The following is a 26,414-nucleotide window of genomic DNA, read 5'->3' as shown; positions in this document are numbered from 1 at the left end:
AAAAATAAAAACGGCCGCGAACATCGCGTTCGCGGCCGTTGCAGCGCACGTACTGACGGCTGTTGTCAGTCTTGCTGACAGCCGCTGACGTGCAGCTCGGCTCAGCGCAGCGCGTCGATCAGCTTCTCGAGCTTGACCGCGTCGGCGGCGAACACGCGGATGCCTTCGGCGAGTTTTTCGGTCGCCATCGCTTCGTCGTTCAGCTGGAAGCGGAACGATGCCTCGTCGATCGCGACGCGCTCGGCCGGCTTGTCCTGCAGCGTGTCCGGGGACAGCTTGCGTGCGACCGGCTCGTTGCTCTCGTGCAGCTTCTGCAGCAAGTCGGGACTGATCGTCAGCAGGTCGCAGCCGGCGAGCTCGACGATCTGGCTCGTCGTGCGGAAGCTCGCGCCCATCACTTCGGTCTTGTAGCCGAACGTCTTGTAGTACGTATAGATGCGGCGCACCGATTGCACGCCCGGATCGTTCGCGCCGCCGTCGCGCGCTTCGTTCCATTCCGCGCCGGCCTGCTTCTTGTACCAGTCGTAGATGCGGCCGACGAACGGCGAGATCAGTTGCGCACCGGCTTCCGCGCACGCAGCCGCCTGCACGAGCGAGAAAAGCAGGGTCATGTTGCACTTGATCCCTTCCTTTTGCAGCACCTCGGCCGCGCGGATGCCTTCCCACGTCGACGCGAGCTTGATCAGGATGCGCTCGCGGCCGACGCCGGCGGCTTCGTACAGCTTGACGAGCTCGCGGCCCTTGTCGATCGAGCGCTGCGTGTCGAACGACAGGCGCGCGTCGACCTCGGTCGACACGCGGCCGGGGATCAGCTTCAGGATTTCGGTGCCGAATGCGATCAGCAGGCGGTCGATGATGAAATCGGTGCTTTCGTTGCGATGATCGCGGACGGTTTTCTCGAGGATCGGCTTGTACGCATCCTTCTGGACGGCCTTCAGGATCAGCGACGGGTTCGTGGTCGCGTCCTGCGGCTTGTATTGCGCAAGCTGCTGGAAGTCGCCCGTGTCGGCGACGACGGTCGTGTACTGCTTCAGCTGGTCGAGTGCGGTAGTCATGGCGATTCGGAAGAAGAGCGCGGGGCGCCGGGTTCTCACGGGCCGCGCGAGCGCGGCGGCGAAGCGAAGCGGCGCCGGGCGCCGCTTCCGATCCATCATTTTAGGCCCGATTCGTGTCCGGCACGTTCTGGCGTGCCGGGCGCGCGCCGCGGCGGGCGGCGAGCCCCGTCACGCGGGGCGCCGCGCGTTCAGGATCACCTGCGTGACGACGCCCGCGACGAGCCCCCAGAACGCCGAGCCGATCGACAGCAGCGTGAGGCCCGACGCGGTCACCATGAACGTGACGAGCGCCGCTTCGCGCTGCTTCACGTCCTGCATCGCGTTCGCGAGCCCGCTCATGATCGAGCCGAACAGCGCGAGCGCCGCGACCGACACGACGAGCGCCTTCGGCAGCGCCGCGAACAGCGCGGCGATCGTCGCGCCGAAGATGCCGGCGATCAGGTAGAACGTGCCGCACCACACGGCGGCCGTGTAGCGCTTCGCATGATCCTCGTGCGCTTCGGGGCCGGTGCAGATCGCGGCCGTGATCGCCGCGAGATTCACGCCGTGCGAGCCGAACGGCGCGAGCAGCAGCGACGCGAGGCCGGTCGTCGCGATCAGCGGCGACGACGGCGTCCGATAGCCGTCCGCGCGCAACACCGCGATGCCCGGCACGTTCTGCGACGCCATCGCGACGACGAACAGCGGAATGCCGATGCTGACGATCGACGCGATCGAGAACGCGGGCATCGTGAACACGGGCTGCGCGAGCGCGATGTGGAAGCGGCTGAAATCGAGCAGCCCGAGGCCGCCGGCCACCGCGGTGCCGACGATCAGCGTCGTGACGATCGCATAGCGCGGCGCAAGCCGCTTCACGATCAGGTAGGTGAAGAACATCGCGAGCACGAGCGCGGTCTGGAACTGCGCGGCGCGGAAGATCTCGATGCCGATCTCGAACAGGATGCCCGCGAGCAGCGCAGCCGCGATGCCGGCCGGAATGCGCTTCATCAGCGTGTCGAACAGCCCGCTCACGCCGACGGCCGTCAGCAGCAGCGCGCAGACGACGAACGCGCCGATCGCCTCGGGGTAGGGCACGCCGGGCAGCGACGCGATCAGCAGTGCGGCGCCGGGCGTCGACCATGCGACGACGACGGGCGCGCGAAAGCGCAGCGACAGGCCGATCGTCGTCAGCGCCATGCCGATCGACAGCGCCCAGATCCACGACGAGATCTGCGCGTCGGTGAGGTGGGCGGCGCGGCCGGCCTGGAACATCAGCACGAGCGAGCTCGTGTAGCCGGTCATCATCGCGACGAAGCCGGCGACGAGCGCGGACACGGACGTATCGGCGAAAAAGCGGCGGCCGCCGGCGCGGCCGGCGCTCGCGGTGGACGAAGGGTTCATGCGCTCTCCGGGGCGGCCGCTCGGACGCGGCCTGTGTATTTGCGGGTGGGTATCGTTACTTGCTGAGTGCGCGCATCGCGGTTTCGAGGCCGGCGAGCGTGAGCGGATACATGCGCTGGCCGAGCACGTCGCGAATGATCGCGATCGACTGCCGGTACTCCCATAGCCGTTCGGGCTCGGGGTTCAGCCATGCGTGATGCGGAAACTGGTCGGCGAGACGGCGCAGCCACACGGCGCCGGCTTCCGGGTTGTTGTATTCGACCGAGCCGCCGGGTTGCAGCACTTCGTACGGGCTCATCGTCGCGTCGCCGACGAAGATCAGCTTGTAGTCGGGCGTGAACTTGTGCAGCACGTCCCACGTCGCGGTGCGTTCCGAGTGGCGGCGGCGGTTGTTTTTCCACAGGTGGTCGTACACGCAGTTGTGGAAGTAGAAGAATTCGAGGTGCTTGAATTCGGCCTTCGCGGCCGAGAACAGCTCTTCGGTGCGCTTGATGTGGTCGTCCATCGAGCCGCCGACGTCGAGCAGCATCAGCACCTTCACGTTGTTGTGGCGCTCGGGCACCATCCGCAGGTCGAGCCAGCCGGCGTTGGCGGCCGTGCTGCGGATCGTGCCGGGCAGGTCGAGCTCCTCGGCCGCGCCTTCGCGCGCGAAGCGGCGCAGCCGCCGCAGCGCGACCTTGATGTTGCGCGTGCCGATCTCGACCGAATCGTCGTAGTCGCGATAGGCGCGCGCTTCCCACACCTTCACCGCGGTGCGGTTGCCGTTCGACGGGCCGCCGATGCGCACGCCTTCCGGGTTGTAGCCGCCGTGCCCGAACGGCGACGTGCCGCCGGTGCCGATCCATTTGTTGCCGCCTTCGTGGCGTTCCTTCTGTTCGTCGAGCAGCGCCTTCAGGCGCTCCATCAGCTTGTCGAGCCCGCCCAGCGCTTCGATCTGCGCTTTTTCCTCCGGCGACAGCTCGCGCTCGAGGCGCTTCTCGAGCCAGTCGAGCGGGATGTCGAACGCCTCGGACGGCAGCGCGGACACGCCGTGGAAATACGCGCCGAACGCCTGGTCGAACTTGTCGAAGTACTGCTCGTCCTTGACGAGCGTCATCCGCGCGAGGAAGTAGAACGCGTCGATCGACGGCGAGATCAGCCCGGCCTTCAGCGATTCGAGCAGCGTCAGGTATTCCTTCACCGAGACGGGCAGCTTGGCTGCGCGCAGCGCGTAGAAGAAATTGAGCAGCATGGCCGGGCCTTCGCGGATGAGGGAGATTACCGGTTGTGCCGGTTCATGTAGACGAGCCGTTCGAGCAGGCTCAGATCCTGCTCGTTCTTCAGCAGCGCACCCGCGAGCGGCGGCACGATCTGTTTCGCGTCCGCGCCGCGCAGCGCGTCGGCCGGAATGTTCTCGGCGAGCAGCAGCTTCAGCCAGTCGAGCAGTTCGGACGTCGACGGCTTCTTCTTCAGGCCCGACACGCCGCGCAATTCGAAGAAACTCTCGAGCGCCGCGCGCAGCAGCTCCTCGCGGATGTCGGGGAAGTGCACCGCGACGATCTTCTGCATCGTCGCCGGGTCCGGAAACTGGATGTAGTGGAAGAAGCAGCGGCGCAGGAACGCGTCGGGCAGCTCCTTCTCGTTGTTCGACGTGATGATGACGAGCGGGCGGTGCTTCGCGCGGACCGTCTCGCGCGTCTCGTACACGTGGAACTCCATCCGGTCGAGCTCGCGCAGCAGGTCGTTCGGGAATTCGATGTCGGCCTTGTCGATCTCGTCGATCAGCAGCACGCTCGGGCGCTCGGCGTCGAACGCCTGCCACAGCACGCCCTTGACGATGTAGTTCGCGATGTCCTTCACGCGCTCGTCGCCGAGCTGCGAGTCGCGCAGCCGCGACACCGCGTCGTATTCGTACAGACCCTGCTGCGCCTTGGTGGTCGACTTGATGTGCCACTGCAGCAGCGGCATGTCGAGCGCGGCGGCGACTTCCTCGGCGAGCATGGTCTTGCCGGTGCCGGGCTCGCCCTTGATCAGCAGCGGGCGTTGCAGCGTCAGCGCGGCGTTGACCGCGAGCTTCAGATCGTCGGTGGCGACGTAGTGCGAGGACCCTTCGAAACGCATGGCGGCGCTCTTCTTTCTCGGGGAAAAAAACCCAGTATAAGTCAGAAGGGCTGTGCGGTTGAGCCGCGCCCGCGTATCGTAGCGGGGCTGTGGCGGGGCGGACCGGGGCGCCTTATGGACGCGTTCCCCGCCGACGCGGTACAATCTGGCCGTTTTTTTTGGCCTGCGTGGCGATCCGATAAGCAAAACGGCGCGGGCCGTTGCCGCTTAGGCGCCAGTTTCCCCTCAAGCTAGGTTACAAGAGCTATGAACAAATTCGTCGGCAAACACGTCGTTGTCGCAGCGCTCGTGGCGCTCGCGGGCAGCGCGCAGGCGGCCGGTGTGGTCGGCAACCCGAAGGACGGGGCGAGCAAGGCCGCCATGTGCATCGGTTGCCACGGCATCCAGGACTACCGCGCGGCGTACCCGGAGGTCTACCGGGTGCCTGTCCTCGGCGGCCAGAACCAGCAATACCTCGAGAACGCGCTGAAGGCCTACCGCAAGAAGGATCGTCACTTCCCGTCGATGAATGCGATCGCCGGTTCGCTGACCGACCAGGACATCGCGGATCTGTCGGCGTACTACGCCGCCCAGAAGGCCGACACGAAGGACAACCCCTACAAGTAAAGCGCGCGCCGCCGATCTCCCCGGCGGGACAGGAGCATTCATGAACAACGCATTCAAGACGGCGGCGGTGGCACTGGCGGCCGGCCTCGCGATCGGTACCGCGCACGCCGCGGACATCTCGAAGGGCAAGGAACTGGTCGAATCGCACAACTGCGCGGCCTGCCACGGCGCGCAACTGAACAAGCCGATCAACGCCGAGTATCCGCGCCTCGCCGGCCAGCACGCCGACTACCTCGTGTGGGCGATGCGCCAGTACCAGATGGGGCTGACGAACCCACTGCTCGGCCGCAACAACGCGATCATGCAGGCGCAGGTACAGAACCTGTCGGTCAGCGACATGAAGGACATCGCGTCCTACATCGAGTCGCTGAAGGAAACCGACCTCGTGTTCAAGAAGTAAGCGCGACGGGCCTCACGGGCTCGCGCAGCAAGAATGCCCCGCCTCGGCGGGGTATTTTTTTGTCCGCGGCCCGGCGCAGGTCGACGTGCTGGTCCGCGCTCAGTCGCGCGACGCGCGGCGCAGGATGCGCTGCAGGTACGCGTCGGTATCGGGCGGCGTGTTCGTGCGCTGCGCTTCCCAGATCGTCTCGCCGAGGCATTCCATGATCGCGTGCTGCGCGTCGTGGGTCGAGTCGAGCTTCGCGGCCAGCTTGTCGTGCGCGGCGCGGATGCCGGGCGGCTGGTCGATCGACAACTGCTCGCTGATCGCCAGGTGCATCGACAGGTGCAGGAACGGGTTCGTGCGGCCTTCTTCGGGCGTGTAGTCGCGCGCGGCCGCGCCGTCGGCGTCGGCCAGTTCGTCGTGGTATTCGGGATGCTCGACGATCCAGTCGGCCGCGATCGCTTCCAGCGGCGTCAGGATTTCGCCCGCGCGCTGCTTGCGCCAGGTCTCGGTGAAAAAGCGACGGACGTCGTCGCGGCTTGGATTGAACATGGTGGGGAAACGTCGTGATTCGGGCGGCGTCATGCCGCGTCGCGCATTGTACGCCGGAGCGGCGCACGGCGCTGGCGGCGGCTCCGGGGCGGCTGGAGTCAGGCGTCGCAGGGCGTTGCGGCCGCCCGCTGCGCAACGGGTAAGCGCGGGCTAGGCTCGCCGCTGCCGCACCGCTACACTCCGACGACTCCGTCCCGACGCTGGTTCGCCCGTTTCATCATGACCGATACCGTTCGCCCTTCGCCCGCCGCCCTGCAGGGCGCGCTCTACGTCGCGTTGTCCGCCGCCGCGTTCGGCGCGATGGCGATTTTCGGCCGCTACGCGTATGCGGCCGGCGTCGACGTGCTCGGGTTGCTGATCGTGCGCTTCGCGATCGGCGGCGCGGTGCTCGCCGCGATCGCGCGGCACCGCCGCGTCGCATGGCCGCGCGGGCGAGCGCTCGCGCCGCTGGTGGCGATGGGCGCGCTCGGCTACGTCGGGCAGTCGTTCTGCTATTTCAGCGCGCTGCAGCACGCGCAGGCGAGCCTCGTCGCGCTGTTGCTGTACCTGTATCCGGCGTTCGTCACGCTGCTGGCCGCGTGGTGGCTCGGCGAGCGCCTGACGCGGGCGAAGGCCGTCGCGCTGGTGTTGTGCGTCGCGGGTTCGGCGCTGATGGTCGGCGGCGGGCACGGCGAGCCGCTCGGGATCGCGCTCGCGCTGGCCGCCGCGGTGATCTATTCGCTGTACATCGTCGGCGGCACCAGGGCGACGCGCGGCGTCGACCCGCTCGCGACCACCGCGATCATCTGCCTGTCGGCCACCGCGACGCTCGTCGCGATCGCCATCGCGCGCACGGCGGCGATCGGCGCGCCGCCGCGCTGGCCCGCGACGGCCGGCGGCTGGGCGTCGATGCTCGCGATCGCGCTCGTGTCGACGGTCGCGGCCATGCTCGCGTTCTTCGCCGGGCTCGAGCGGCTCGGGGCCGCACGCACGTCGATGCTGTCGACGCTCGAACCGGTCGTGACGGTCGCGCTCGCGGCGCTGCTGTTCGGGGAGGCGTTGTCGCCGCTGCAGTGGGCGGGCGGCGTCGCGATTCTGGCGGCCGTGCTGGCGCTCGTGCGCGCGGGCTGCGCGGCCGCCGACGACGCGACGGCGACGTCCAACGCGTAGCCGGGAAGGGGCGGAGCGGGCGTCGCGACGGCGCGTGCGGCGCTCGCCCATGCGGCGTGACGCCTATTCGTTGGGCGGCGGCGTCTTCGGCCGGAACTCGCACAGCGGTTCGATCGCGCAGTGCCAGCATTCGGGCCGCCGCGCCTTGCACACGTAGCGCCCGTGCAGGATCAGCCAGTGATGCGCGTCCTGCAGGAATTCCTTCGGCGTGAACTTTTCGAGCGCGGTTTCGACGGCCCGCACGTCCTTGCCCGGCGCGAGCCCGGTGCGATTCGCGACGCGGAAGATATGCGTGTCGACCGCGATCGTCGGCTGGCCGAACGCGGTGTTCAGCACGACGTTCGCGGTCTTGCGGCCGACGCCCGGCAGGCCTTCGAGCGCTTCGCGATCGGCCGGCACCTCGCCGTCGTAGCGCTCGAGCAGGATCCGGCACGTCGCGACCACGTTCTTCGCCTTGGTGCGATAGAGGCCGATCGTCTTGATGTACTCGGTGACGCCTTCCTCGCCAAGCGCGACGATTTGTCGCGGGGTGTTCGCGACCGGAAACATTTTCCGCATCGCCTTGTTGACCGACACGTCGGTGGCCTGCGCGGACAGCATCACGGCGATCAGCAGTTCGAACGGCGTCGAGTATTCGAGTTCGGTGGTCGGATGCGGATTGAGGCTCTGCAGCGTTTCGTAGATCGCGCGTCGTTTGCTGGCGTTCATGGAGCGTTCTGGTCGGGCGGCGCGGACGGGCCGTCCGGATCGTCGCTATCGGTGTCGTTGTCGTGGTCGCGGCCGCCCGATGCCGCTTCGGCATCGCGCTGCGCCTGCTGCTCGGCGAGTCGCTTGCGGCGGGCCTCGGCCGCGTCGATCTGCGCCTGGACGGCCGCGCTCACGCCTTCGGTGTTCTTCGGCCCGGCGCCTTGCCCGGACAGTTCTTCCTTCTTCTTGCGCGCGCGTTCGAGCGCGGCGGCGATGATCGCGCGTTTCTTCGCTTCGGCGTCGTCGGCGGCCGGCGCATCCGGCTGCGCCGCGGCGGGGCCCGCGGCCGGCTTTGCCGCACTGGCCGCGCGGCGGGCGGCGGCGCGCGCTTCGGCGGCCTCGCGCTCGTGGCGCTGGCGCGCGAGCCGCAGGTCGTGGCGTTCGCGCGCGGCGTCTGCCTGTTCCTGCGACCACGCATCCCAGCCCGTGCGATCGCCGGTCACCGGCAGCATCGCGATGCAGTCGACCGGGCACGGCGGCACGCACAGGTCGCAGCCCGTGCACAGCGACGCGACGATCGTGTGCATCTGCTTCGGTGCGCCGACGATCGCATCGACCGGACACGCCTGCATGCACAGCGTGCAGCCGATGCACAGGTTTTCGTCGATGAACGCGACCGCGCGCGGATGCTCGCTGCCGTTGACGGGGTTCAGCGGAATCACCGGCTTGCCGAGCAGGCTCGCGAGACGCGCGATGCCTTCGGCGCCGCCGGGCGGGCACTGGTTGTAGTTCGCGTCGCCGGCGGCGATCGCCTCGGCGTACGGACGGCAGCCGTTATAGCCGCACTTCGTGCATTGCGTCTGGGGAAGCAGATCTTCGATGCGATCCGCGAGTGTTTTGGAGTCGGTCACGGTGACAACGGGCGCAACGGCGCCGAATGGCTCTCGGCCGCGTCGGGCGCGGCCGGAAAGGTTTGCCAAAGCTCGATTATCGCCGATTTCCCGCATTGCGCTGGACGCCGTCTATGCGCATAATCGAACCGCTTTTTTGCAGGGGCTCAGCAGGAGGGCGGCCGCCCGCGGCGCGCCCGTTCCAGGGCGGCCGGCGCCGAGGCGGTGGGGGTGCCGGTCCGGATCAAGCGGCTCACGTAGCAAAACGCCACCATGAATCAGCCAAAAATCAAAAGAGATCCTGAAGGTACGCGCCGCCGCATCCTGATGGCGGCAGCCGAAGAGTTCGCGAATGGAGGGCTGTTCGGCGCGCGCGTCGATCAGATCGCGCGCCGGGCCGAAACGAACGAGCGCATGCTCTATTACTACTTCGGCAGCAAGGAGCAGCTCTTCACGGCGGTGCTCGAACACGCGTTCTCCGCGCTGACGGAGGCCGAGCGCGTGCTGGATCTCGACGGCGTCGCGCCGGTCGAGGCCGTCACACGGCTCGCGCATTTCGTTTGGGACTACTACCGCGATCATCCGGAGCTGCTCAGGCTCATCAACAACGAGAACCTGCACGAAGCGCGCTATCTGCACAAGTCGACGCGGATCCGCGAGATGATGTCGCCGATCGTCGCGAAGCTCGGCAACGTGCTGATGCGCGGCCAGAAGGCCGGGCTGTTCCGCGGCGACGTCGATCCGCTGCGTTTCTACGTGACGCTGTCGGGGCTCGGCTACTACATCGTCTCGAACCGCTTCACGCTCGCCGCGACGCTCGGCCGCGACTTCACCGACACCGACGAACGCGCGGAGATGGTCCGGATGAGCACCGAGGTGCTGCTCGCGTATCTGCTGCGGCGCTGACGCGACGAACGGACGAACTGACGAGCCGCCCGCTCGCGGCCGCCGCATAAAAAAACGCCGCCGTGCGCAAGCAACGGCGGCGTTTTTGCGTCGGAACGCGATGCGTCAGGCGGCCTTGCGGGCCCGCACGGGTTTTGCGCGCGGGCTGCTCGCCGCGCGTTTGGCGGCGGGCGCGGCCTTCGTGGCGGCCGCCTTGGCGGGCGCGACCGTCACGGCCGGCGTCTTCGCGCGCGCGCGTTTCGCGGCGGTGACGCGCGCTGTCGTTTCCGGCTGCGGCTTGGCGGCCGGCACGACGCCGATCGTGGTCGCGTCCTGCGCATCGGCGGGCAGCTTCGTCGCGCCGTGCTTCGGTTCCGGCGCATGCTCGCGGATGAAGTCGCGCAGTTGCGGATAGATGATCGTGCGCCAGCGGCGGCCCGAGAAGATCCCGTAGTGGCCGCACTTCTCGGCGGTCAGGCTGCGGCGATCGTCTTGCGGGATGCCGGTGCACAGCTCGTGCGCGACGTGCGTCTGGCCGCTGCCCGAGATGTCGTCGAGTTCGCCCTCGATCGTCATCAGCGCGGTGTGCTTGATGTCCTGCGGCCGCACGCGCTCGCCTTCGACGTCCCACGTGCCTTCCGCGAGCCGGAATTCCTGGAACACGACGCGGATCGTCTCAAGGTAATACTCGGCGGCCATGTCGAGCACCGCGTTGTACTCGTCGTAGAAGCGGCGGTGCGCTTCGGCGTCGTCCTCGTCGCCGCGCAGCAGGCTCTGGTAGAAATCCCAGTGCGATTGCGCGTGCCGCTCCGGGTTCATCGCGACGAAGCCCGTGTGCTGCAGGAAGCCCGGATACACCTGGCGGCCTTCGCCCGGATAGTTCGCCGGCACCGTGTGGATCACGTTGTTCTCGAACCACGCGGTCGAGTGCTGCGTCGCGAGCGAATTCACGGAAGTCGGGCTGCGGCGCGCGTCGATCGGGCCGCCCATCATCGTCATCGTGAGCGGCGTGTCCTCGCCGCGGCTCGCCATCAGCGAAATCGCCGCGAGCACCGGCACCGTCGGCTGGCATACCGAGATCACGTGCAGGTTGCGCGCGCCGATGTGACGGATGAATTCCTGGATGTACGCGATGTAGTCGTGCAGGTGGAACGGGCCGGTCTCGACCGGCACCATCCGCGCGTCGATCCAGTCGGTGATGTAGACCTTGTGATCCTGCAGCAGCGTGCGCACCGTGTCGCGCAGCAGCGTCGAGTGGTGGCCCGACAGCGGCGCGCAGACCAGCACGACCGGCTCGTCCTTCAGTTGCGTGACGGCGTCGGCGTCGTCCGAATAGCGCTTGAAGCGCAGCAGCCGGCAGAACGGCTTCTCGATGATCGTCTGCTCGACGATCGGGATGTTGTGGCCGTCCTTGACGATCTGATGGATGTTGAATTCCGGCTTTTCGTAATCCTTGCCGAGTCGATACATCAACTCATAGGCGGCGGCCATCCGCGGCGCGCCGGGGATTAGCGAGAACGGGCTGGACGGATTCGCGAACGACTTCGAGGCGGCCTGGGCCCAGGCCGTGAGCGGGCTCAGCATCGCCCGCTGGAATTCGTGCAGTTGGTAAAGCATGCAGGCTACTCCCGCGTGGGGGGACGGTGCGCAAGGGCGGCGTGGGGCGTCGCGGCGTGCCGTGTGGGTCAGCGGCCGGCCATGTTGCATTGCAGCCGGACAATCTCGTCGATCATATCGGACAACGATCGGTTGTGCAATGCAACATTTCCCGGTTTTTTCATCAAAATTTTGCGATTTGACGATCTATGAACAAGGGCGCGCGCCGCGCCGCTCAGCGCCCGGTCGCGACGGCCGGCGCGGGCTGGCCGGCCGCGCGCGCCATCGCGTCTTCGTGGTGCATCAGGTTCATCGCGGTATGCACGAGCGCCACGTGCGAGAACGCCTGCGGGAAGTTGCCGACGAGCCGCCCGGCCACCGGGTCGTACTCCTCCGCGAGCAGCCCCAGGTCGTTCGACAACGCGAGCAGGCGGCTGAAGAGCCGATGCGCGTCGTCGATCCGGCCGAGCAGCGCATAGCTGTCGACCAGCCAGAAGCTGCATGCGAGAAACGTGCCTTCGCCGGGCGGCAGGCCGTCGTCGTATTCGGTCGTGCGGTAGCGCATCACGAGCCCGTCGTGCAGCAATTCCCGCTCGATCGCGTCGACCGTGCCGACGATGCGCGGGTCTTCCGGCGGCAGGAAGCCGAGCTGCGGCAGCAGCAGCACGCTCGCGTCGAGTTCGTCGCTGCCGTAGCTCTGCGCGAACGCCTGCTTGCCTTCGTGCCACGCGTTGGCGCAGACGTCCGCATGGATCCGCTCGCGCAGCGCGCGCCAGCGGTCGAGCGAGCCGGGCAGCCGGAACATTTCCGCCGACTTGATCGCGCGGTCGAACGCGACCCACGCCATCACTTTCGAGAACGTGAAATGGCGGCGGCCGCCGCGCGTTTCCCAGATGCCTTCGTCGGGCTCCTGCCAGATCTTCTCGAGGTGGTCGAGCAGCGCGCACTGCACGGACCAGACCGTGTCGTCGGCCTGCAGGCCGCCCACGCGCGCGAGGTGCAGCGCGGCCATCACCTCGCCGAACACGTCGAGCTGGAGCTGGTTCGCGGCGCCGTTGCCGACGCGCACCGGCTTCGAATCCTGGTAGCCGGGCAGCCAGTCGAGCTCCATTTCCGGCAGCCGGCGCTCGCCGGCGATCCCGTACATGATCTGGATCTGCTCGGGCGAGCCGGCCATCACGCGGCCGAGCCACGTGCGCCATGCGCGCGCCTCGTCGTAGTAGCCGCCGCGCATCAGCGCAAGCAGCGTGATCGTCGCGTCGCGCAGCCAGCAGTAGCGGTAGTCCCAGTTGCGGTTGCCGCCGATCTTTTCGGGCAGCGACGTGGTCGGCGCGGCGACGATGCCGCCGGTCGGTTCGTACGCGAGCGCCTTCAGCGTGATCAGCGAGCGGCGCACGGCGGCCGCGTAGCGGCCCTGCACCTGGCAGCGGCCCGACCATTCGAGCCAGTAGTTCTCGGTGCGCGCGAGCATCGACAGCGGGTCGCGCGCCGGCGGCAGCCGCATGTGCGACGCCGCGTAGCCGAGCGAGAACGGCACGCGCTCGTCGGCGTTGACCGTGAATTCCGCGAGCGTATGGAGGTTCTTGCCGGTGAGCGGCACCGGCGTACGCAGCACGACGGTATCGGGGCCGGCGATGGCCTTCATGCCGTCCTCGCGGGTCAGTTGCGTGACCCACGGAATCGAGAAACCGTAGTCGAAGCGCAACACGAGCTCCATGCGCATCCTCATCGTGCCGTGGCGGCCGACGACGATCCGCACCAGTTCGGACCAGCCGTTGCCGGGCGGCATGAAGTCGATCACGGTGACGGCGCCGTCGGCGCTTTCGTAATCGGTTTCGAGAATCAGCGTGTCGCCGCGATAGCGGCGGGTCGTGTGCGTGATCGCGGCGTCGGCGGCCGGAGCAAGCAGCCAGCGTCCGTGCTCGGGCGTGCCGAGCAGCGCCGCGAAGCAGGCGCCCGAATCGAAGCGGGGCCAGCACAGCCAGTCGACGGAGCCGTCTTTTGCGATCAGCGCGGCCGTGTGGCCGTCGCCGACGAGGGCGTAGTCTTCGATCAGGGCGGGCATGGGCAGGCGATCCTTGGGTATTCGAGTTCACAATGCGGACGTCGGCGGCCCGGACTTCACGCCCGGGCGTCGCGCCCCGTATACTCGGCCGGGCGGCGGAGCGCATGAACGGCCGGCGTTTCGTCCTATCTCAACACTTGAAGCGACTCGATGCAAGGAGGATTCAATGCCCAACCGTTTACGCGAGCGTGACGCACGCGCTTCGACACGAGGGTTCCCGCTTAGGCTCGCTCACTGGATGAAAGGTTTCGCGATCGTGCTTTCTCTGTCCGCGACCCACGCATTCGCGCAGCAATCGTCCGCCCCGGCCGACGGCGTCTACAACCTGCTCGTCGGCACCTATACGGGCGGCGGCAGCGACGGGATCTACGTTTACCGCTTCGATACGAAGACGGGCAGCGTCGCGCCTGTGTCGTCGGCGAAGACCGAGAATCCGTCGTATCTGTTGCCGAGCCGCGACGGTCGCACCGTGTACGCGGTCAACGAGCTGCCCGGCGACAACGGGCCGGCGACGCAGCGCGGCGGCGTCAGCGCGTTCGGCTTCGACGCGAAGACGGGCGCCCTCACGTTCATCGACCGCGTGTCGTCGGAAGGGAACGATCCTTGCTATCTCGCGCTGTCGCCGGACGGCAAGTACCTCGTCACCGCCAACTACTCGGTGGCGGCCGATCCGGGCGGCAGCTTCGCGGTGTTCCCGATCCGCGACGGCGGCGCCGTCGGCCCGGCCGTGCTGACGGTCCATCACGAAGGCACGGGGCCCGTGAAGGGCCGCCAGGACGGCGCGCACGTGCATTCGACGGTATTTTCGCCGGACGGCCGCTACCTGTTCGTGCAGGATCTCGGCGCGGACAAGATCTACGGCTACCGCTACACGGTGGACGGCAGCCGCGGGCTGATCAGCCCGACCGACACGCGCTATACGCCGGTGAAGGCCGGCTCGGGCCCGCGTCACATGGTGTTCGGCGCCGACGGCCGCTTCGCGTACGTGACGAGCGAGCTCAACGCGTCGGTCGAGGTGTTCGGCTATCACGACGGCAAGCTGACGCCGATCGAGACGGTGCCGATGACGGCCCCGGGCTTCAAGGGCAAGGTCGGCGGCGGCGCGATCCACCTGTCGCCGGACGGGCGCTTCCTGTACGTGAGCAACCGCGGCGACGCGAACGACCTCGTGATCTACGCGGTGAACAAGGCGGACGGCCGGCTGAAGCTCGTCGGCCGCCAGTCGAGCCTCGGCAAGACGCCGCGCGAGTTCCTGATCGATCCGACCGGCAAGTGGCTGATCGTCGGCAACCAGGACAGCGACACGTTCTACGTGTTCAGTCGCGATGTGGAAACGGGGCAGCTCGACGCGAATCCGCAGAAGGTCGCGGTCGGCAAGCCGGTCGATTTCAAGCTGGTGCCGGTGCAGTAAACGAGAAAGGCGCTGCCGAGGCAGCGCCTTTTTTTGCGGACGGCCCGTTGCGCGGCGCGCCCGTCGCGATGAATCGCGGCCGGCGGGCCGCCCGCCTCACTCGGCCGCGGCCGGCACGAGCACCTCGCGGCTGCCGTTGATGCCCATCGCCGACACGAGGCCGGCCGCTTCCATCTGCTCGACGAGGCGTGCCGCACGGTTGTAGCCGATGCGCAACTGACGCTGCACCGACGAGATCGACGCGCGCCGCGTGCGCACGACGAACGCGACGGCTTCGTCGTACAGCGGATCGGCTTCCGCGTCCGGCGCATCGCCGAACAGGTCCTGCGTCGCGCCGTCGGTGGCAGGGCCGTCGAGAATCCCTTCCTCGTACTGCGGCTCGCCGAACTGCTTCAGATACTCGACGATCCGGTGCACTTCCTCGTCGGCGACGAACGCGCCGTGCACGCGCTGCGGATAACCGGTGCCCGGCGGCAGGAACAGCATGTCGCCCATCCCGAGCAGCGACTCCGCGCCCATCTGGTCGAGGATCGTGCGCGAATCGATCTTCGACGACACCTGGAACGCGACGCGCGTCGGAATGTTCGCCTTGATGAGGCCGGTGATCACGTCGACCGACGGCCGCTGGGTCGCGAGGATCAGGTGGATGCCGGCCGCGCGCGCCTTCTGCGCGAGGCGGGCGATCAGCTCCTCGATCTTCTTGCCGGCGACCATCATCAGGTCGGCCAGCTCGTCGATCACGACGACGATCAGCGGCAGCTTCGACAGCGGCTCCGGGTCGTCGGGCGTCAGCGAGAACGGGTTGCCGATCTTCTTTTCCTTCGCTTCCGCGTCGCGGATCTTCTGGTTGAAGCCCGCGAGGTTGCGTACGCCGACGGCCGACATCAGCCGGTAGCGCTTCTCCATTTCGCCGACGCACCAGTTCAGCGCGTTCGCCGCGAGCTTCATGTCGGTGACGACCGGCGCGAGCAGGTGCGGGATGCCTTCGTAGACCGACAGCTCCAGCATCTTCGGGTCGATCATGATGAGCCGCACGTCTTCCGGCGTCGCCTTGTACAGCAGCGACAGGATCATCGCGTTGATCGCGACCGACTTGCCCGAACCCGTCGTGCCTGCCACGAGCATGTGCGGGGCCTTCGCGAGATCGGTGACGACCGGGTGGCCGGTGATGTCCTTGCCCATCGCGATCGTCAGTTGCGACGGCGAATGCTGGTACGGGCGCGATTCGAGGATCTCCGACAGGCGGATCATCTGGCGCTTCGCGTTCGGCAGTTCGAGGCCCATGCAGGTCTTGCCGGGGATCGTCTCGACGACGCGGATCGACGTGAGACCGAGGCCGCGCGACAGGTCCTTCATCAGGCCGACGATCTGGCTGCCGCGCACGCCGAGCGCGGGTTCGATCTCGAAGCGCGTGATCACGGGGCCGGCCGACGCGCCGACCACCGTCACCGGCACCTTGAATTCCTGCAGCCGCTGTTCGATCACCTGCGCGGTTTGCGCGAGGTGTTCCTCGGTGATCGTTTCGACGTCGTCGGAGGCGGGCTCGAGCAGGTCGAGCGTCGGGAGTTCGACGCTGAACGACGCGGGGGCGTGGAATTCGAACGCGTTCGGGCGCGGCGGGCGGGCGGGGGCGACCGGGGCCGGTTCGGCTGCCTCGATGGCTTCGGCGGCTTCGGCGGCCGGTGCGCCGATCGACGGGGTCGCGGGCAATGTCGGCGCGGAAACTGCGGCTGCCGGCGTGGGCGAGAGGTTCGCGGCGGGGAGGGGCGTCGCTTGCGGTGTCGCGGTCGGCGTTGCGCCCGCGTCGTGCGACATCGACCAACTCGCCGACGATGCGGCAGGGGCGGGCTGTGTCGTCAACGTTTGGGCTGCGACTGCGGCGGGGACGAACGCGATCGACGGAGCCTGCGTCGCAGCGGTCGCGCCCATCGACGTCGGCGATCCGGCGTCAGCGGCAGGCGAATCCGCGATCGACTGGATCGGCGTGGCGGCGGCGGCCGTGGTCGTCGACGCGATCGTGCTGAAGGACGGCGACGCCGGCGCAGACACGGTAGGCGACGCGGGCAGGCCGCTTGCCGGCTGCGGAGCGACTGCGCTCGATGAGCCCGATGTCGCGAAAGTCGTGGTACCGGTCGACGGGGTTGCCGTGTCGACCGGAAGCGTCGATGCCGGCGCGTAAGACGGTGTGGCGACAGGCGCGGACGCGAAAGTCGCGGGTGTTGCGGGCGTCGCGGTGGCGGGCGCCGGCGTTGTAGGTGCCTGCGCAGTCGAACCGAACGGCGAACCCGATGCGCCGGCGGCCGATGGCGTCACGGCGGGCGCCTCGGTCGATGCGGGCGTCGAAGCGCGCGAAAGCGAACCGTAGGTCAGGCCCGTCACACCGGCCGGCGACGCCGACGCGGCGGAAGTAGCGGGTGGTGCCGATGCGGCAGGTTGCGATGGCGACGCGGACGCCGTGCCGGTTACGCCGACCGACGAAACTGCGGCGGCGACGGGCGCGATGCTCGATGTGGAGGCGAGTGCGGACGCGTGTGCCGTCGAACCGTCAGCCGTGCCGGCCAGCGGCGACGCAGCGGCGGTCGATGCCGTCGATGTTGCGGCAAACGGCTGAGCCGCCGGTGATTTCGGCAATTCGGCGGAGACGGTCGACGGGGCCGCGGTGGGCTGCACCGTCGAAGGTGTCCAATACGTGGCGGCGGGCGTCGCGCGTGGAGCGACAGCCGGCAACGACGCCGCAGGTTCCGTCTCGATCGGCTTGGCTGCGTCCGGTGCGGGATGCGATACGGCCGGTGCGGGCGTTGCCGCAATCGCCGAAGCGGGCAGGGCGGCGAACGACACGAGGCTGTCGGCCGGCGGCTTCACGTCGGCGTGCGGATCGGCATGCAAGTGGACCGGTGCCGCGCGATCGATTGCAGGCGCCGGTCGTGCGTCGTCCTCGTCGTCGACATCGACGGACGCGGTCGGCTTGCTGGCACCGAGGTCGCGAACCGCTGCATTGCCTGCTTGCGCGAACGCCGAATGAGCGGACTCCGATCCCGTGGCGTGTGCCAGCGGCTCGGCGATCGGGTGTTCGGTCGACACGTCGCGCGCGGAAACCGGCGGGCTGACGACATCGTCCCAAGGCGCGACGTCGAGGGGTGCGTCGAACGACGGCGCAGCGGCCGCATCGTCCACGCGACGGATTTCGTCGTCGGCGCGATGCGCGAACGCGCGATCGTCGATGCCGGTATCCGGTCGCGTGGACGGTGCAGCGTCGTCGAGCGCCGGGGTGGGCGAATCGACACGCGGGGCCTGCGCGATACCGGATTGCACCGGCATGAAGGCGTCGAGCACGATCGGCGCGCCGTCGTCGCGAGCAGGCGCGGCATCGTGTGCGGCCGGGACATCGCCGTCCTGGGCTGCGATGTCCTGCGCCGCGGGGACGAACGCGTTCGACGCGGCCGCGGATGCCGGCGCGGCCACGCTGCCTGCCGTCGCGGCGACGCCGGCCACGGCGGCGGCAGCGGTCGCCGCGCGCGTGGCATCGGCCGATTGCGCGCCGCCCAGCGACGCCCATTGCGCGGTGCTGGCCTCGATCGAACGCAGCGTGTCGTGAACGCTCGGCGCCGGCGTGATCGGCGCGGCCGGCTTCTCGTTCCATGCATAGAGCGGTGCGCGCGCCGGCGCGGGCGGCGCCGGGCGGCGTCGTGCCGCGTCCGACGGGCCGGCGGCCGCCGTGCCCGCGACCGGCCGCACCGGCGGACGCTGCGGCGGCGTACCGGCCGGGCGCGGGGTGACCGTCGCGCGCGGCGCCGTCTGCGTCAGCGCGGCGGTGGCCGGTCGCGCGGCGGTCGGACGCGGCCGGACGGGTTCGAATCCGACCGGAAGCGGGGCGGGCGCGGGGCGCGGCACCTGCGCGTTCGCCGCGGCGCGCGCGAGGCTGGCGGTGCTGCCGGTCGTCGGCGGCGGCATCGCGCTGGCCGGGATCGGCGCGGGCGGCGCCGGCGTGCGCGGCGGGGCGGTCGGCTTCAGCCAGCCCGACGGCGCGACGGGCTCCGCGAGCGGGCGGGGCGGCGTCTTGCTGCGCGGCTTCGGGCGCGCCTGCGGATCGGGTTTCCACACCGTCGGGCGCGAATACCGGCCGTTCTGGCGCGGCGCCATCGAGTTGACGGTGTGCGCGGTGGTCGGCTGCACGACGTCGTCGTCGCGATGCAGCGCGCTGCGCGGCAGGTCGGCGATCCCGCGCGCGTCGTCGTCGCCGCCGTCGCGCGACAGCTTGACGCCGAACGACGTGTCGACCCACGCGGCGAACTGCCGCCAGCCGATGCCGGTCAGCCATGGCAAGCCGGCGAACAACAGCACGACCATCGCGACCGGCGTGCCGATCGGGCCGAGCACGTGGGCGAAGCCGGCCGAGCACGCATGGCCGAGCGCGTTCGTGTCGGGGCCCGACAGCGGGCTCGTCAGCGTGCAGCTTGCGACGAACACCGCGGCGAAGCCGAGCCACAGGCGGATCGAGCCGCGGCCGGCGAGCCCGCCGCCGCCGGGCAGCATCGCCTGCACGAGACGCCAGAAGAGAAGGAGAAACCAGACGGCGGAGATGCCGAACCAGCCGAAGACAACCGTGTGCATGCTTTGAAACAGGAGTGGGGCGGGGCGCACGGGGCGCGACCCGCCGAGTTTAACCGGCCGGCGAACAAGACTCTGACGCGGCGTGATTCCGATTCATGCCGCGCGACGCACGTGGGTGGCACGTGCGCGTGGCGCGCCACGCGAAGGCGGTCGGTCGGCCTTCGCGTGCGCCGTTCATCAGGGGCTCCGCTGCGTGAACGTCAGCGTCGCGCCGGCTTGGGTCACGATCTGCAATTGCTGCGGCGCGCGCATCTGCACGCCGGTTTTCTCGATGTGGGCGAGCGCGTCGAGGTACGCGGATTCGAGCTGGCCGCCGAGCGTGTTCGGGCAGGCCATTCGCGTGCCGGCGAGCGGGCCGAAGCTCAGCAGGCCGTTCTTGATCGCGTAGGTGCCCATGTAGCGGTTGCAGCCCGAGAACCCGCTCGCGCGGCGGATGCCCGAGTCGGTCGACAGCGCGAGCTTGATCGGCTCGCCGTTGTCGCCGTGCGGGATCGCGCGCGGCGTGCCGTCGGCGTTCACCCAGCTGGTGAGCTCCCAGCTCGTGTCGTCGAGCAGCTGGACGGCGGCCGGGTTGTACGGGTCGGGTGCTGGGGCGGCGGAATCGGGATGGGTCGGCATCGCGCAGGCGGCGAGAAGCGTGGCAAGCGTCAACGCGCAAAGCGGCGCGCGCAACGGGCGAAGCAGGCCGGTGCGTGCGCGTGCGGCCGCGGACAGGTGGGACATGAGCCTCGTTCCTCTTCGGATTCTGATCAAGGCGTAAGAGTAACGCACCCGCCCCGCGGCAGGCGAGCCGACACTTCGCGCGCGAAAACGTTCGCGGCCCGCCCGCGGGCCTCGCGCGACCACGCGCGGGCGCGGCCAAACCGCCCAAACCGGCGCGGATGCCCGTGTTAACATCGAAGCCGTTTTCGTCCTCCAACAGAACCAGCGGGAAATCACATGCAGATCGGTCAGCGGCTCGGTACGCCGCTTTCACCCTCGGCCACGCGCGTCATGCTGCTCGGCGCCGGCGAACTCGGCAAGGAAGTCATCATCGCGTTGCAGCGTCTCGGCGTCGAAGTCGTCGCGGTCGATCGCTATCCGGACGCGCCGGGCCACCAGGTCGCGCATCGCGCGCACGTGATCGACATGACGGACCCGGCCGCGCTGCGGGCCGTCGTGGAAGCCGAACGGCCGCACCTGATCGTCCCCGAGATCGAGGCGATCGCCACCGACGCGCTCGCGGCGATCGAGGCGGCCGGCCTCGCCGAGGTGATCCCGACCGCGCGCGCGACGCAGCTCACGATGAATCGCGAAGGGATCCGCCGGCTCGCGGCCGAGGCGCTCGGCCTGCCGACTTCCCCGTATGCGTTCGCGGATTCGTTCGAGGCCTTCGGCGCGGCCGTCGCGAAGATCGGCATGCCGTGCGTCGTGAAGCCGGTGATGTCGTCGTCGGGCAAGGGGCAGTCGGTCGTGAAGACCGACGCCGACGTGAAACCCGCGTGGGACTACGCGATGGCGGGCGGGCGCGTGAACCACGGCCGCGTGATCGTCGAGGGCTTCGTCGATTTCGACTACGAGATCACGCAGCTGACCGTGCGCGCGATCGACCCGGCGACGCTCGACACGCGCACCTATTTCTGCGAACCGGTCGGCCACGTGCAGGTGGCGGGCGACTATGTCGAATCGTGGCAGCCGCAGCCGATGAGCGCGGCGGCGCTCGAGAAATCGCGCGAGATCGCGCACAAGGTGACCGAGGCGCTCGGCGGGCGCGGGCTGTTCGGCGTCGAGCTGTTCGTGCGCGGCGACGACGTATGGTTCTCCGAGGTGAGCCCGCGGCCGCACGATACGGGCCTCGTCACGCTCGCCTCGCAGCGCCAGTCGGAATTCGAGCTGCACGCACGCGCGATTCTCGGCCTGCCGGTCGATCCGGCGCTCGGCACGCCGGCCGCGTCGGCGGTGATCTACGGCGGGCTCGACGAGCGCGGGATCGCGTTCGAAGGCGTGCGCGACGCGCTCGCGGTGCCGGGCGCGGACCTGCGCCTGTTCGGCAAGCCGGAAAGTTTCGCGAAGCGGCGCATGGGCGTCGCGCTGGCGACCGGCGCGACCGTCGACGAAGCCCGCGAACGGGCGAAGCGCGCTGCCGCGGCCGTCCGGCCCGTGTCGGCGCGCTGACGGAACGAGGAGAGGACGATGGCGTCGCGATGGTTGCGTATCGGAAAGCTGGGCGCCGCGCTGGCGCTCGTTGCGGGTCTCGCCGGCTGCGGCGTCGCGGCAGCGCCGTGCCGGGTGGCGTCGGCCGGGCTCAAGATCGTGCCGCTCGTCGGCCATCTCGCCGCGGCGCCGACCGATGCGTGCGCGGACGTGATCGATCCCTGATTCTGGCGATCGGCGCGATTTCCCCGCCGATCCTGCAAACAATAACCGCGCGTCCCGCAAGGGCGCGTTTCCAACGTCTCGTGAGAGGACCTGCATGATTCGCTACACCCTCGCCGCGCTTGCGCTTGCCGGCACCGCCGTTTCGGTCGCGCACGCCGCGCAACTGACCGTCGAGGAGATCGACGCCGACGCGCGCCAGCAAACCCTCTACCAGTGCGCGAACCACAAGCAGCCGGTGCGCGTGTCGTACTGGCTCGCGGGCAACGGCCAGAGCTTCGCGCTCGTGCCGGTGGACGGCAAGCAGATGCTGTTCGTCGATACGGTGTCGGCGTCGGGCGCGCGCTACCAGGCCGGCCGCTATACCTGGTGGACGAAGGGCAAGGAAGCGACGCTGCGCGACGAGATCGCCGACCCGCAGTCGCCGCCGCTGCTGGGCGACTGCGTGCAGGTCGAGAAGAAAAAGAAGAAGGGCTGAGCGGCGGACGCGCGCGCAGCGCGTATTCGCCTGCGTGACCCGTTGCCGGGTTGACGGCCGGGCGCACGGGCGGGCTGGCGGGCATGCCCGTGTGGGATTCCAGGATCGAGCCCCTAATATGGTTCGCTGGCCGATACGGATAGTCCGATCGGCCAATCGCCCGGTCGCGCGGGGCGGACAGGCACGCCGCGCGAGCCGCGGTCGCGGCCGTTCGCGGCGTTGTCACGGACAGATGCGCGCACGGTGCTACAATACGGCCCTTTCCGCCGGCATTCGCGCCGAACGGAGTCCGCACGGCCTGGCGTCCGGCGTTCGCATCGAACCGGTCCCAAGCACCAGAGCGGCGCCGCGCGGCGCGCCGCGGCTCCGTCTATTTCCGAATTGTGATGAGCGCAGGCCCGGCCGGCCTGACGCACGATGTCCCCGCCGCGCCTTTTGAGCGAAACGCCACCATGTCCGATTCTGTCGCCAAGCCCGTCGACGCAACCTTCGACCAATTCGGCCTTGCCGCCGATATCCTGAAAGCCATTGCGGAGCAGGGCTATACGACGCCGACGCCGATTCAGGCTCAGGCCATTCCGGTCGTGCTCGCCGGCCGCGACGTCATGGGCGCCGCGCAAACGGGCACCGGCAAGACCGCGAGCTTCTCGCTGCCGATCATCCAGCGTCTGCTGCCGCAAGCCAATACGAGCGCGTCCCCGGCGCGCCATCCCGTGCGGGCGCTGATTCTCACGCCGACGCGTGAACTCGCCGACCAGGTCGCCGCGAACGTGCACGCGTATGCGAAGCACACGCCGCTGCGCAGCGCGGTGGTGTTCGGCGGCGTCGACATGAACCCGCAATCGGCCGAACTGCGCCGCGGCGTCGAGATCCTGATCGCGACGCCGGGCCGCCTGCTCGACCACGTGCAGCAAAAGACGGCGAACCTCGGCCAGGTGCAGATCCTCGTGCTCGACGAAGCCGACCGGATGCTCGACATGGGCTTCCTGCCCGATCTGCAGCGCATCCTGAACCTGCTGCCGAAGGAGCGTCAGACGCTGCTGTTCTCGGCCACGTTCTCGGGCGAAATCAAGAAGCTCGCGTCGACCTATCTGCGCAACCCGCAGACGATCGAAGTCGCACGCAGCAATTCGACGAACGCGAACGTCACGCAGATCGTCTACGACGTCGCCGAAGGCGACAAGCAGGCGGCCGTCGTGCAATTGCTGCGCGATCGCGGCCTCAAGCAGGTGATCGTGTTCTGCAACAGCAAGATCGGCGCGAGCCGCCTCGCGCGCAATCTCGAGCGCGACGGCGTGGTCGCGTCGGCGATTCACGGCGACAAGACGCAGATCGAGCGGATGCAGGCGCTCGACGCGTTCAAGCGCGGCGAAATCGAGGCGCTGGTCGCGACCGACGTGGCCGCGCGCGGTCTCGACATCGCCGAGCTGCCGGCCGTGATCAACTTCGACCTGCCGTTCAGCGCGGAAGACTACGTGCACCGGATCGGCCGTACCGGTCGCGCCGGGGCGACGGGTGACGCGCTGTCGCTGTGCAGCCCGAACGAGCGCAAGCAGCTCGCCGATATCGAGAAGCTGATCAAGCGTCCGCTCGAAGTGCAGACGCTCAAGCTCGACAAGCCCGCGCGCCAGCGTCACGACGAGCGCGGCGGCGAGCGCAGCAGCGAGCGCGGTGGCGAACGGGGCGGCCGGCGCGAGCGCGACGAGCATCGCGGTGCAGCGGGTCGCCGGTCGGGCAGTTCCGAGCGTGGCGGCCATCATCGCCGGCACGAAGCGCCCGTCGACGATTTCTTCCTGAAACCGTACGAGCCGTCGGCGCCGGCGAAGCAGCCGGACGACACGCAGGCCGCGCAGCAGCCCGAGAAGAAAGGGCCGAAGCGTCAGGTCGCCGCGCTGCTCGGCGGGTTCGGAATGCCGCGCAAACCGTCGGCGTAAGCCGGGCGAAGCGGCAGGGCGGCGCGGGAGCGCTGCCGGACAGGCGGGTACATGCGACGAGCATGTGCCCGTTTTTTCATTGGGCGATGCGATCGGGGCAGGGCGTGGGTGCGCGGGCGATTGCGTGCCGCGCGGGGGCGGATATTTCGATGCGATGCCGTTGCGCATTGCGCAACGACGGTAGCGGACGGAGCGCTCAGGCCTGCGTCACGCTCTCATGCGATCGGATTCGACGCCGACGGATGCACGAGCGTCGTCGGTACGGGCGGGTGCCCTGCGGGCGATTCAACCGGCGCGCGGCCCGAAGCGACGCGCCCACGCATCGGTGGCGGCCGCGTAGAACGCGTCGATCGTTTGGCTCGGCAGATCGCCATCGTTCGACAGTCCGAGATGCGCGGCCGCGGCCCGCAGCGCCGGCAGCGGATCGTTGCGTTCGAGCGCCGTCGCGCCGGTCTGCTTGCTGAGCTTTTCGCCGTTGGCGTCGACGACGACCGGCACGTGCAGGTACGCGGGAGTCGGCACGCCGATGCAGCGCTGCAGATGGATCTGGCGCGCGGTCGAATCGAGCAGGTCGGCGCCGCGCACGACGTGCGTGATGCCGGCGTCGGCATCGTCGACGACGACCGCGAGCTGATACGCCCATTGGCCGTCCGCGCGCTTGAGCACGAAATCGCCGACTTCGGTCGCGAGGTTCTGCGATTGCGTGTGCTGCCAGCGATCGTCGAACGCGATGAGCGCGTCGTCGCCGTCCGGCACGCGCAGCCGCCATGCGCGCGCGGGTTTGCCGTGCAGGCCAGTGCGGCAGGTGCCCGGATACGCGAGCGTCGTGTGGCGTTCGTGGGCGGCGCGCAGCGAATCGGCGATTTCCTTGCGCGTGCAGCCGCACGGATACACGAGCCCCGCCGCGACGAGCCGCTCGAGCGCGGCCGTGTAGGCCGCGTCGCGCGTACTCTGCCAGACGGGCCGCTCGTCGGGCGTCATGCCGAAATGCGCGAGCGTCGCGAGGATGTCGTCGGCCGCGCCGGGCACCGTGCGCGGGCCGTCGAGATCCTCGATGCGCACGAGCCAGGTGCCGCCGTGCGCGCGTGCGTCGAGCCAGCTCGCGAGCGCGCCGACCAGCGAGCCGAAGTGCAGCGGGCCGGTGGGCGATGGCGCGAAGCGGCCGCGATAGCCGTGGTTCATCGGCGGGGCGCGGTGCGACGCGCGGTTACGCGGCGCTGGCCGCCGTTGCGCAGGCCGGGCACGACTTGCCGGGCACGTAGTGCGGCGATTGTTGCGCTTCCGGCGTGACGACCGCGCGGCACGCGAAGCACGTGACCTTGTCGGTGGGCTGGAGCTGCGGGTTCAGCGCGGTGCGGTAGTCGAACACGAAGCAGTCGCCGTGATAGTGCGCGCCGCCGACTTCCTCGAAGTACTTCAGGATCCCGCCTTCGAGCTGGTACACGTTCTCGATGCCGATTTCCTTCATGTGGATCGCGGCCTTCTCGCAGCGGATGCCGCCGGTGCAGAACGACACGACCGTCTTGCCCTCGAGGTCGGCGCGATGCGCGTCGATCACTTCCGGGAATTCGCTGAACTTGTCGATCCGGTAGTCGAGCGCGTTGTCGAACGTGCCGACGTCGACTTCGAACGCGTTACGCGTGTCGAGCATCACGACCGGGCGGCCCGTATCGTCGTGACCGCGGTCGAGCCACGTCTTCAGCGTGCGGGCGTCGACGAACGGCGCGCGACCGAGTTCCGGCTTGATCGCGGGCTTTTTCATCGTGATGATCTCGCGCTTCAGGCGCACGAGCATGCGGCGAAACGGCTGCGAGTCGGACAGGCTTTCCTTGAACTGCAGCGTCGCGAACTTGCCTTCGAACAGCGGATCGTGGCGGATGTACGCGATGAACGCGTCGGTGGCTTCGCGCGTGCCGGCGATGAACAGGTTGATGCCTTCCGGCGCAAGCAGGATCGTGCCGCGCAGCCCGAGTTCGTTGCAGCGGGCGGTGACGAGCGGGCGCCATTGTTCGTTCGCGTCGAGCGAGACGAAGTGGTAGGCGGCGAGGTTGACGATGGTCATGATGGTCCGACGGGAAAACGGCCGCACGGCGGCCCGCAAAAAAGGGTGCGAAGCCGGGGCGTTGATTCGAAAAACCGTATTATCCCGCAAACGGCGCGGGCATCGGTACCCGGCCGATCGGCCAACCGCGCGACGCGTCGCCGCGTGCATCGGCCGAACGGCCGAAGCGGGCATTTTTTGGGCAGCCTGCGCGGCGACGCGGCTACAATAGCGCCC

Annotated in this window: 22 protein-coding genes; 9 read left to right on the top strand and 13 right to left on the bottom strand. The window is 68.9% G+C overall.

The window, feature by feature from the left end; genetic code table 11:
• Positions 1-101: 101 nt before the first annotated feature.
• The 4 genes from tal to WS54_RS25245 all read right to left on the bottom strand — a co-directional run bounded on the left by tal (position 102) and on the right by WS54_RS25245 (position 4,535).
• Complete coding sequence (tal, locus tag WS54_RS25260) at positions 102-1,055, bottom strand: transaldolase (protein WP_059781370.1); 954 nt, start codon at positions 1,053-1,055, stop codon at positions 102-104.
• Positions 1,056-1,223: 168 nt separating this feature from the next.
• Entirely contained in the window at positions 1,224-2,435 is a 1,212-nt protein-coding gene (locus tag WS54_RS25255) for a benzoate/H(+) symporter BenE family transporter (RefSeq protein ID WP_059781262.1), read from the bottom strand.
• A 55-nt stretch (positions 2,436-2,490) separates the two neighbouring features.
• Positions 2,491-3,666 (bottom strand): vWA domain-containing protein, encoded by a 1,176-nt coding sequence (locus WS54_RS25250; protein ID WP_059781264.1) that lies wholly within the window; start codon positions 3,664-3,666, stop codon positions 2,491-2,493.
• A 26-nt stretch (positions 3,667-3,692) separates the two neighbouring features.
• Positions 3,693-4,535 carry an AAA family ATPase gene (locus WS54_RS25245; RefSeq protein WP_034208036.1) on the bottom strand — a complete coding sequence of 281 codons (843 nt, stop codon included), beginning with the start codon at positions 4,533-4,535 and terminating at the stop codon, positions 3,693-3,695.
• Positions 4,536-4,781: 246 nt separating this feature from the next.
• Between WS54_RS25245 and WS54_RS25240 the strand changes: the two genes are divergently transcribed.
• The gene (locus WS54_RS25240) at positions 4,782-5,141 is read left to right on the top strand and encodes a c-type cytochrome (protein ID WP_006478192.1); all 360 of its coding nucleotides are present in this window, start codon (positions 4,782-4,784) and stop codon (positions 5,139-5,141) included.
• A 40-nt stretch (positions 5,142-5,181) separates the two neighbouring features.
• Positions 5,182-5,541 (top strand): c-type cytochrome, encoded by a 360-nt coding sequence (locus tag WS54_RS25235; protein ID WP_006490657.1) that lies wholly within the window; start codon positions 5,182-5,184, stop codon positions 5,539-5,541.
• Positions 5,542-5,640: 99 nt separating this feature from the next.
• Here WS54_RS25235 and WS54_RS25230 read toward each other — a convergent pair whose 3' ends face one another.
• Positions 5,641-6,108, bottom strand: coding sequence for a DUF1841 family protein (locus WS54_RS25230; protein WP_373557157.1), 468 nt, complete (start codon positions 6,106-6,108; stop codon positions 5,641-5,643).
• A gap of 186 nt (positions 6,109-6,294) precedes the next feature.
• On the opposite strand from WS54_RS25230, the gene WS54_RS25225 reads away from it, so the two are divergent.
• Positions 6,295-7,224 carry a DMT family transporter gene (locus WS54_RS25225; RefSeq protein WP_059781267.1) on the top strand — a complete coding sequence of 310 codons (930 nt, stop codon included), beginning with the start codon at positions 6,295-6,297 and terminating at the stop codon, positions 7,222-7,224.
• A gap of 63 nt (positions 7,225-7,287) precedes the next feature.
• Here the strand turns inward: WS54_RS25225 and nth are convergent, their stop codons facing one another.
• Positions 7,288-7,932 carry an endonuclease III gene (nth, locus tag WS54_RS25220; protein ID WP_059781269.1) on the bottom strand — a complete coding sequence of 215 codons (645 nt, stop codon included), beginning with the start codon at positions 7,930-7,932 and terminating at the stop codon, positions 7,288-7,290.
• Complete coding sequence (gene rsxB, locus WS54_RS25215; RefSeq protein WP_442861316.1) at positions 7,929-8,822, bottom strand: electron transport complex subunit RsxB; 894 nt, start codon at positions 8,820-8,822, stop codon at positions 7,929-7,931. The genes nth and rsxB overlap by 4 nt, the downstream gene beginning before the upstream one ends.
• Before the next feature lie 252 nt (positions 8,823-9,074).
• Between rsxB and WS54_RS25210 the strand changes: the two genes are divergently transcribed.
• Complete coding sequence (locus tag WS54_RS25210) at positions 9,075-9,707, top strand: TetR family transcriptional regulator (protein ID WP_034208032.1); 633 nt, start codon at positions 9,075-9,077, stop codon at positions 9,705-9,707.
• 105 nt (positions 9,708-9,812) lie between these two features.
• Here WS54_RS25210 and WS54_RS25205 read toward each other — a convergent pair whose 3' ends face one another.
• On the bottom strand, positions 9,813-11,303 hold the full coding sequence (locus WS54_RS25205; protein WP_059781273.1) for a polyhydroxyalkanoate depolymerase: 1,491 nt from the start codon (positions 11,301-11,303) through the stop codon (positions 9,813-9,815).
• Positions 11,304-11,517: 214 nt separating this feature from the next.
• On the bottom strand, positions 11,518-13,347 hold the full coding sequence (locus WS54_RS25200; RefSeq protein WP_034208030.1) for a glycoside hydrolase family 15 protein: 1,830 nt from the start codon (positions 13,345-13,347) through the stop codon (positions 11,518-11,520).
• 166 nt (positions 13,348-13,513) lie between these two features.
• Between WS54_RS25200 and WS54_RS25190 the strand changes: the two genes are divergently transcribed.
• Positions 13,514-14,758 (top strand): lactonase family protein, encoded by a 1,245-nt coding sequence (locus tag WS54_RS25190; RefSeq protein ID WP_108041964.1) that lies wholly within the window; start codon positions 13,514-13,516, stop codon positions 14,756-14,758.
• Between the two features lie 96 nt (positions 14,759-14,854).
• Here WS54_RS25190 and WS54_RS25185 read toward each other — a convergent pair whose 3' ends face one another.
• Together WS54_RS25185 and WS54_RS25180 are read right to left on the bottom strand one after the other, a co-directional pair.
• The gene (locus WS54_RS25185) at positions 14,855-19,369 is read right to left on the bottom strand and encodes an FtsK/SpoIIIE family DNA translocase (RefSeq protein ID WP_059781277.1); all 4,515 of its coding nucleotides are present in this window, start codon (positions 19,367-19,369) and stop codon (positions 14,855-14,857) included.
• 177 nt (positions 19,370-19,546) lie between these two features.
• On the bottom strand, positions 19,547-20,092 hold the full coding sequence (locus tag WS54_RS25180) for an META domain-containing protein (RefSeq protein ID WP_059781278.1): 546 nt from the start codon (positions 20,090-20,092) through the stop codon (positions 19,547-19,549).
• A 216-nt stretch (positions 20,093-20,308) separates the two neighbouring features.
• Here WS54_RS25180 and purT point away from each other — a divergent pair, with 216 nt between their 5' ends.
• The 4 genes from purT (at position 20,309) to WS54_RS25155 (ending at position 24,136) form a co-directional block, all read left to right on the top strand.
• Positions 20,309-21,523: a formate-dependent phosphoribosylglycinamide formyltransferase gene (purT, locus tag WS54_RS25175; protein ID WP_059781281.1), complete on the top strand. Its 1,215-nt coding sequence runs from the start codon at positions 20,309-20,311 to the stop codon at positions 21,521-21,523.
• Positions 21,524-21,541: 18 nt separating this feature from the next.
• Positions 21,542-21,727: a DUF6726 family protein gene (locus WS54_RS25170; RefSeq protein WP_059781282.1), complete on the top strand. Its 186-nt coding sequence runs from the start codon at positions 21,542-21,544 to the stop codon at positions 21,725-21,727.
• 94 nt (positions 21,728-21,821) lie between these two features.
• On the top strand, positions 21,822-22,202 hold the full coding sequence (locus tag WS54_RS25165) for an MliC family protein (RefSeq protein ID WP_059781284.1): 381 nt from the start codon (positions 21,822-21,824) through the stop codon (positions 22,200-22,202).
• Between the two features lie 386 nt (positions 22,203-22,588).
• A complete protein-coding gene (locus tag WS54_RS25155; RefSeq protein WP_034208023.1) occupies positions 22,589-24,136 on the top strand; it encodes a DEAD/DEAH box helicase in 1,548 nt (515 codons plus the stop codon).
• A gap of 285 nt (positions 24,137-24,421) precedes the next feature.
• On the opposite strand, the gene gluQRS is transcribed toward WS54_RS25155, so the two are convergent.
• A complete protein-coding gene (gene gluQRS / locus WS54_RS25150; RefSeq protein WP_059781286.1) occupies positions 24,422-25,318 on the bottom strand; it encodes a tRNA glutamyl-Q(34) synthetase GluQRS in 897 nt (298 codons plus the stop codon).
• Between the two features lie 25 nt (positions 25,319-25,343).
• On the bottom strand, positions 25,344-26,198 hold the full coding sequence (locus tag WS54_RS25145) for a sulfurtransferase (RefSeq protein ID WP_059781288.1): 855 nt from the start codon (positions 26,196-26,198) through the stop codon (positions 25,344-25,346).
• Between the last annotated feature and the right edge of the window lie 216 nt (positions 26,199-26,414).

Source organism: Burkholderia sp. NRF60-BP8, assembly GCF_001522585.2.
Lineage (GTDB): Bacteria > Pseudomonadota > Gammaproteobacteria > Burkholderiales > Burkholderiaceae > Burkholderia.
The sequence above is the reverse complement of the archived record's forward strand: the minus strand, read 5'-3'. Positions and strand labels throughout refer to the sequence as shown.

Coding starts and splice junctions, on each gene's coding strand:
- WS54_RS25180 (WP_059781278.1), bottom strand. CDS start 20,092: ATGTCCCACCTGTCCGCGGCCGCACGCGCACGCACCGGCCTGCTTCGC.
- nth (WP_059781269.1), bottom strand. CDS start 7,932: ATGAACGCCAGCAAACGACGCGCGATCTACGAAACGCTGCAGAGCCTC.
- WS54_RS25210 (WP_034208032.1), top strand. CDS start 9,075: ATGAATCAGCCAAAAATCAAAAGAGATCCTGAAGGTACGCGCCGCCGC.
- gluQRS (WP_059781286.1), bottom strand. CDS start 25,318: ATGAACCACGGCTATCGCGGCCGCTTCGCGCCATCGCCCACCGGCCCG.
- WS54_RS25245 (WP_034208036.1), bottom strand. CDS start 4,535: ATGCGTTTCGAAGGGTCCTCGCACTACGTCGCCACCGACGATCTGAAG.
- WS54_RS25170 (WP_059781282.1), top strand. CDS start 21,542: ATGGCGTCGCGATGGTTGCGTATCGGAAAGCTGGGCGCCGCGCTGGCG.
- WS54_RS25230 (WP_373557157.1), bottom strand. CDS start 6,108: ATGACGCCGCCCGAATCACGACGTTTCCCCACCATGTTCAATCCAAGC.
- WS54_RS25235 (WP_006490657.1), top strand. CDS start 5,182: ATGAACAACGCATTCAAGACGGCGGCGGTGGCACTGGCGGCCGGCCTC.
- WS54_RS25250 (WP_059781264.1), bottom strand. CDS start 3,666: ATGCTGCTCAATTTCTTCTACGCGCTGCGCGCAGCCAAGCTGCCCGTC.
- WS54_RS25255 (WP_059781262.1), bottom strand. CDS start 2,435: ATGAACCCTTCGTCCACCGCGAGCGCCGGCCGCGCCGGCGGCCGCCGC.
- WS54_RS25165 (WP_059781284.1), top strand. CDS start 21,822: ATGATTCGCTACACCCTCGCCGCGCTTGCGCTTGCCGGCACCGCCGTT.
- WS54_RS25200 (WP_034208030.1), bottom strand. CDS start 13,347: ATGCCCGCCCTGATCGAAGACTACGCCCTCGTCGGCGACGGCCACACG.
- WS54_RS25145 (WP_059781288.1), bottom strand. CDS start 26,198: ATGACCATCGTCAACCTCGCCGCCTACCACTTCGTCTCGCTCGACGCG.
- WS54_RS25225 (WP_059781267.1), top strand. CDS start 6,295: ATGACCGATACCGTTCGCCCTTCGCCCGCCGCCCTGCAGGGCGCGCTC.
- purT (WP_059781281.1), top strand. CDS start 20,309: ATGCAGATCGGTCAGCGGCTCGGTACGCCGCTTTCACCCTCGGCCACG.
- WS54_RS25205 (WP_059781273.1), bottom strand. CDS start 11,303: ATGCTTTACCAACTGCACGAATTCCAGCGGGCGATGCTGAGCCCGCTC.
- WS54_RS25155 (WP_034208023.1), top strand. CDS start 22,589: ATGAGCGCAGGCCCGGCCGGCCTGACGCACGATGTCCCCGCCGCGCCT.
- WS54_RS25185 (WP_059781277.1), bottom strand. CDS start 19,369: ATGCACACGGTTGTCTTCGGCTGGTTCGGCATCTCCGCCGTCTGGTTT.
- WS54_RS25240 (WP_006478192.1), top strand. CDS start 4,782: ATGAACAAATTCGTCGGCAAACACGTCGTTGTCGCAGCGCTCGTGGCG.
- WS54_RS25190 (WP_108041964.1), top strand. CDS start 13,514: ATGCCCAACCGTTTACGCGAGCGTGACGCACGCGCTTCGACACGAGGG.
- tal (WP_059781370.1), bottom strand. CDS start 1,055: ATGACTACCGCACTCGACCAGCTGAAGCAGTACACGACCGTCGTCGCC.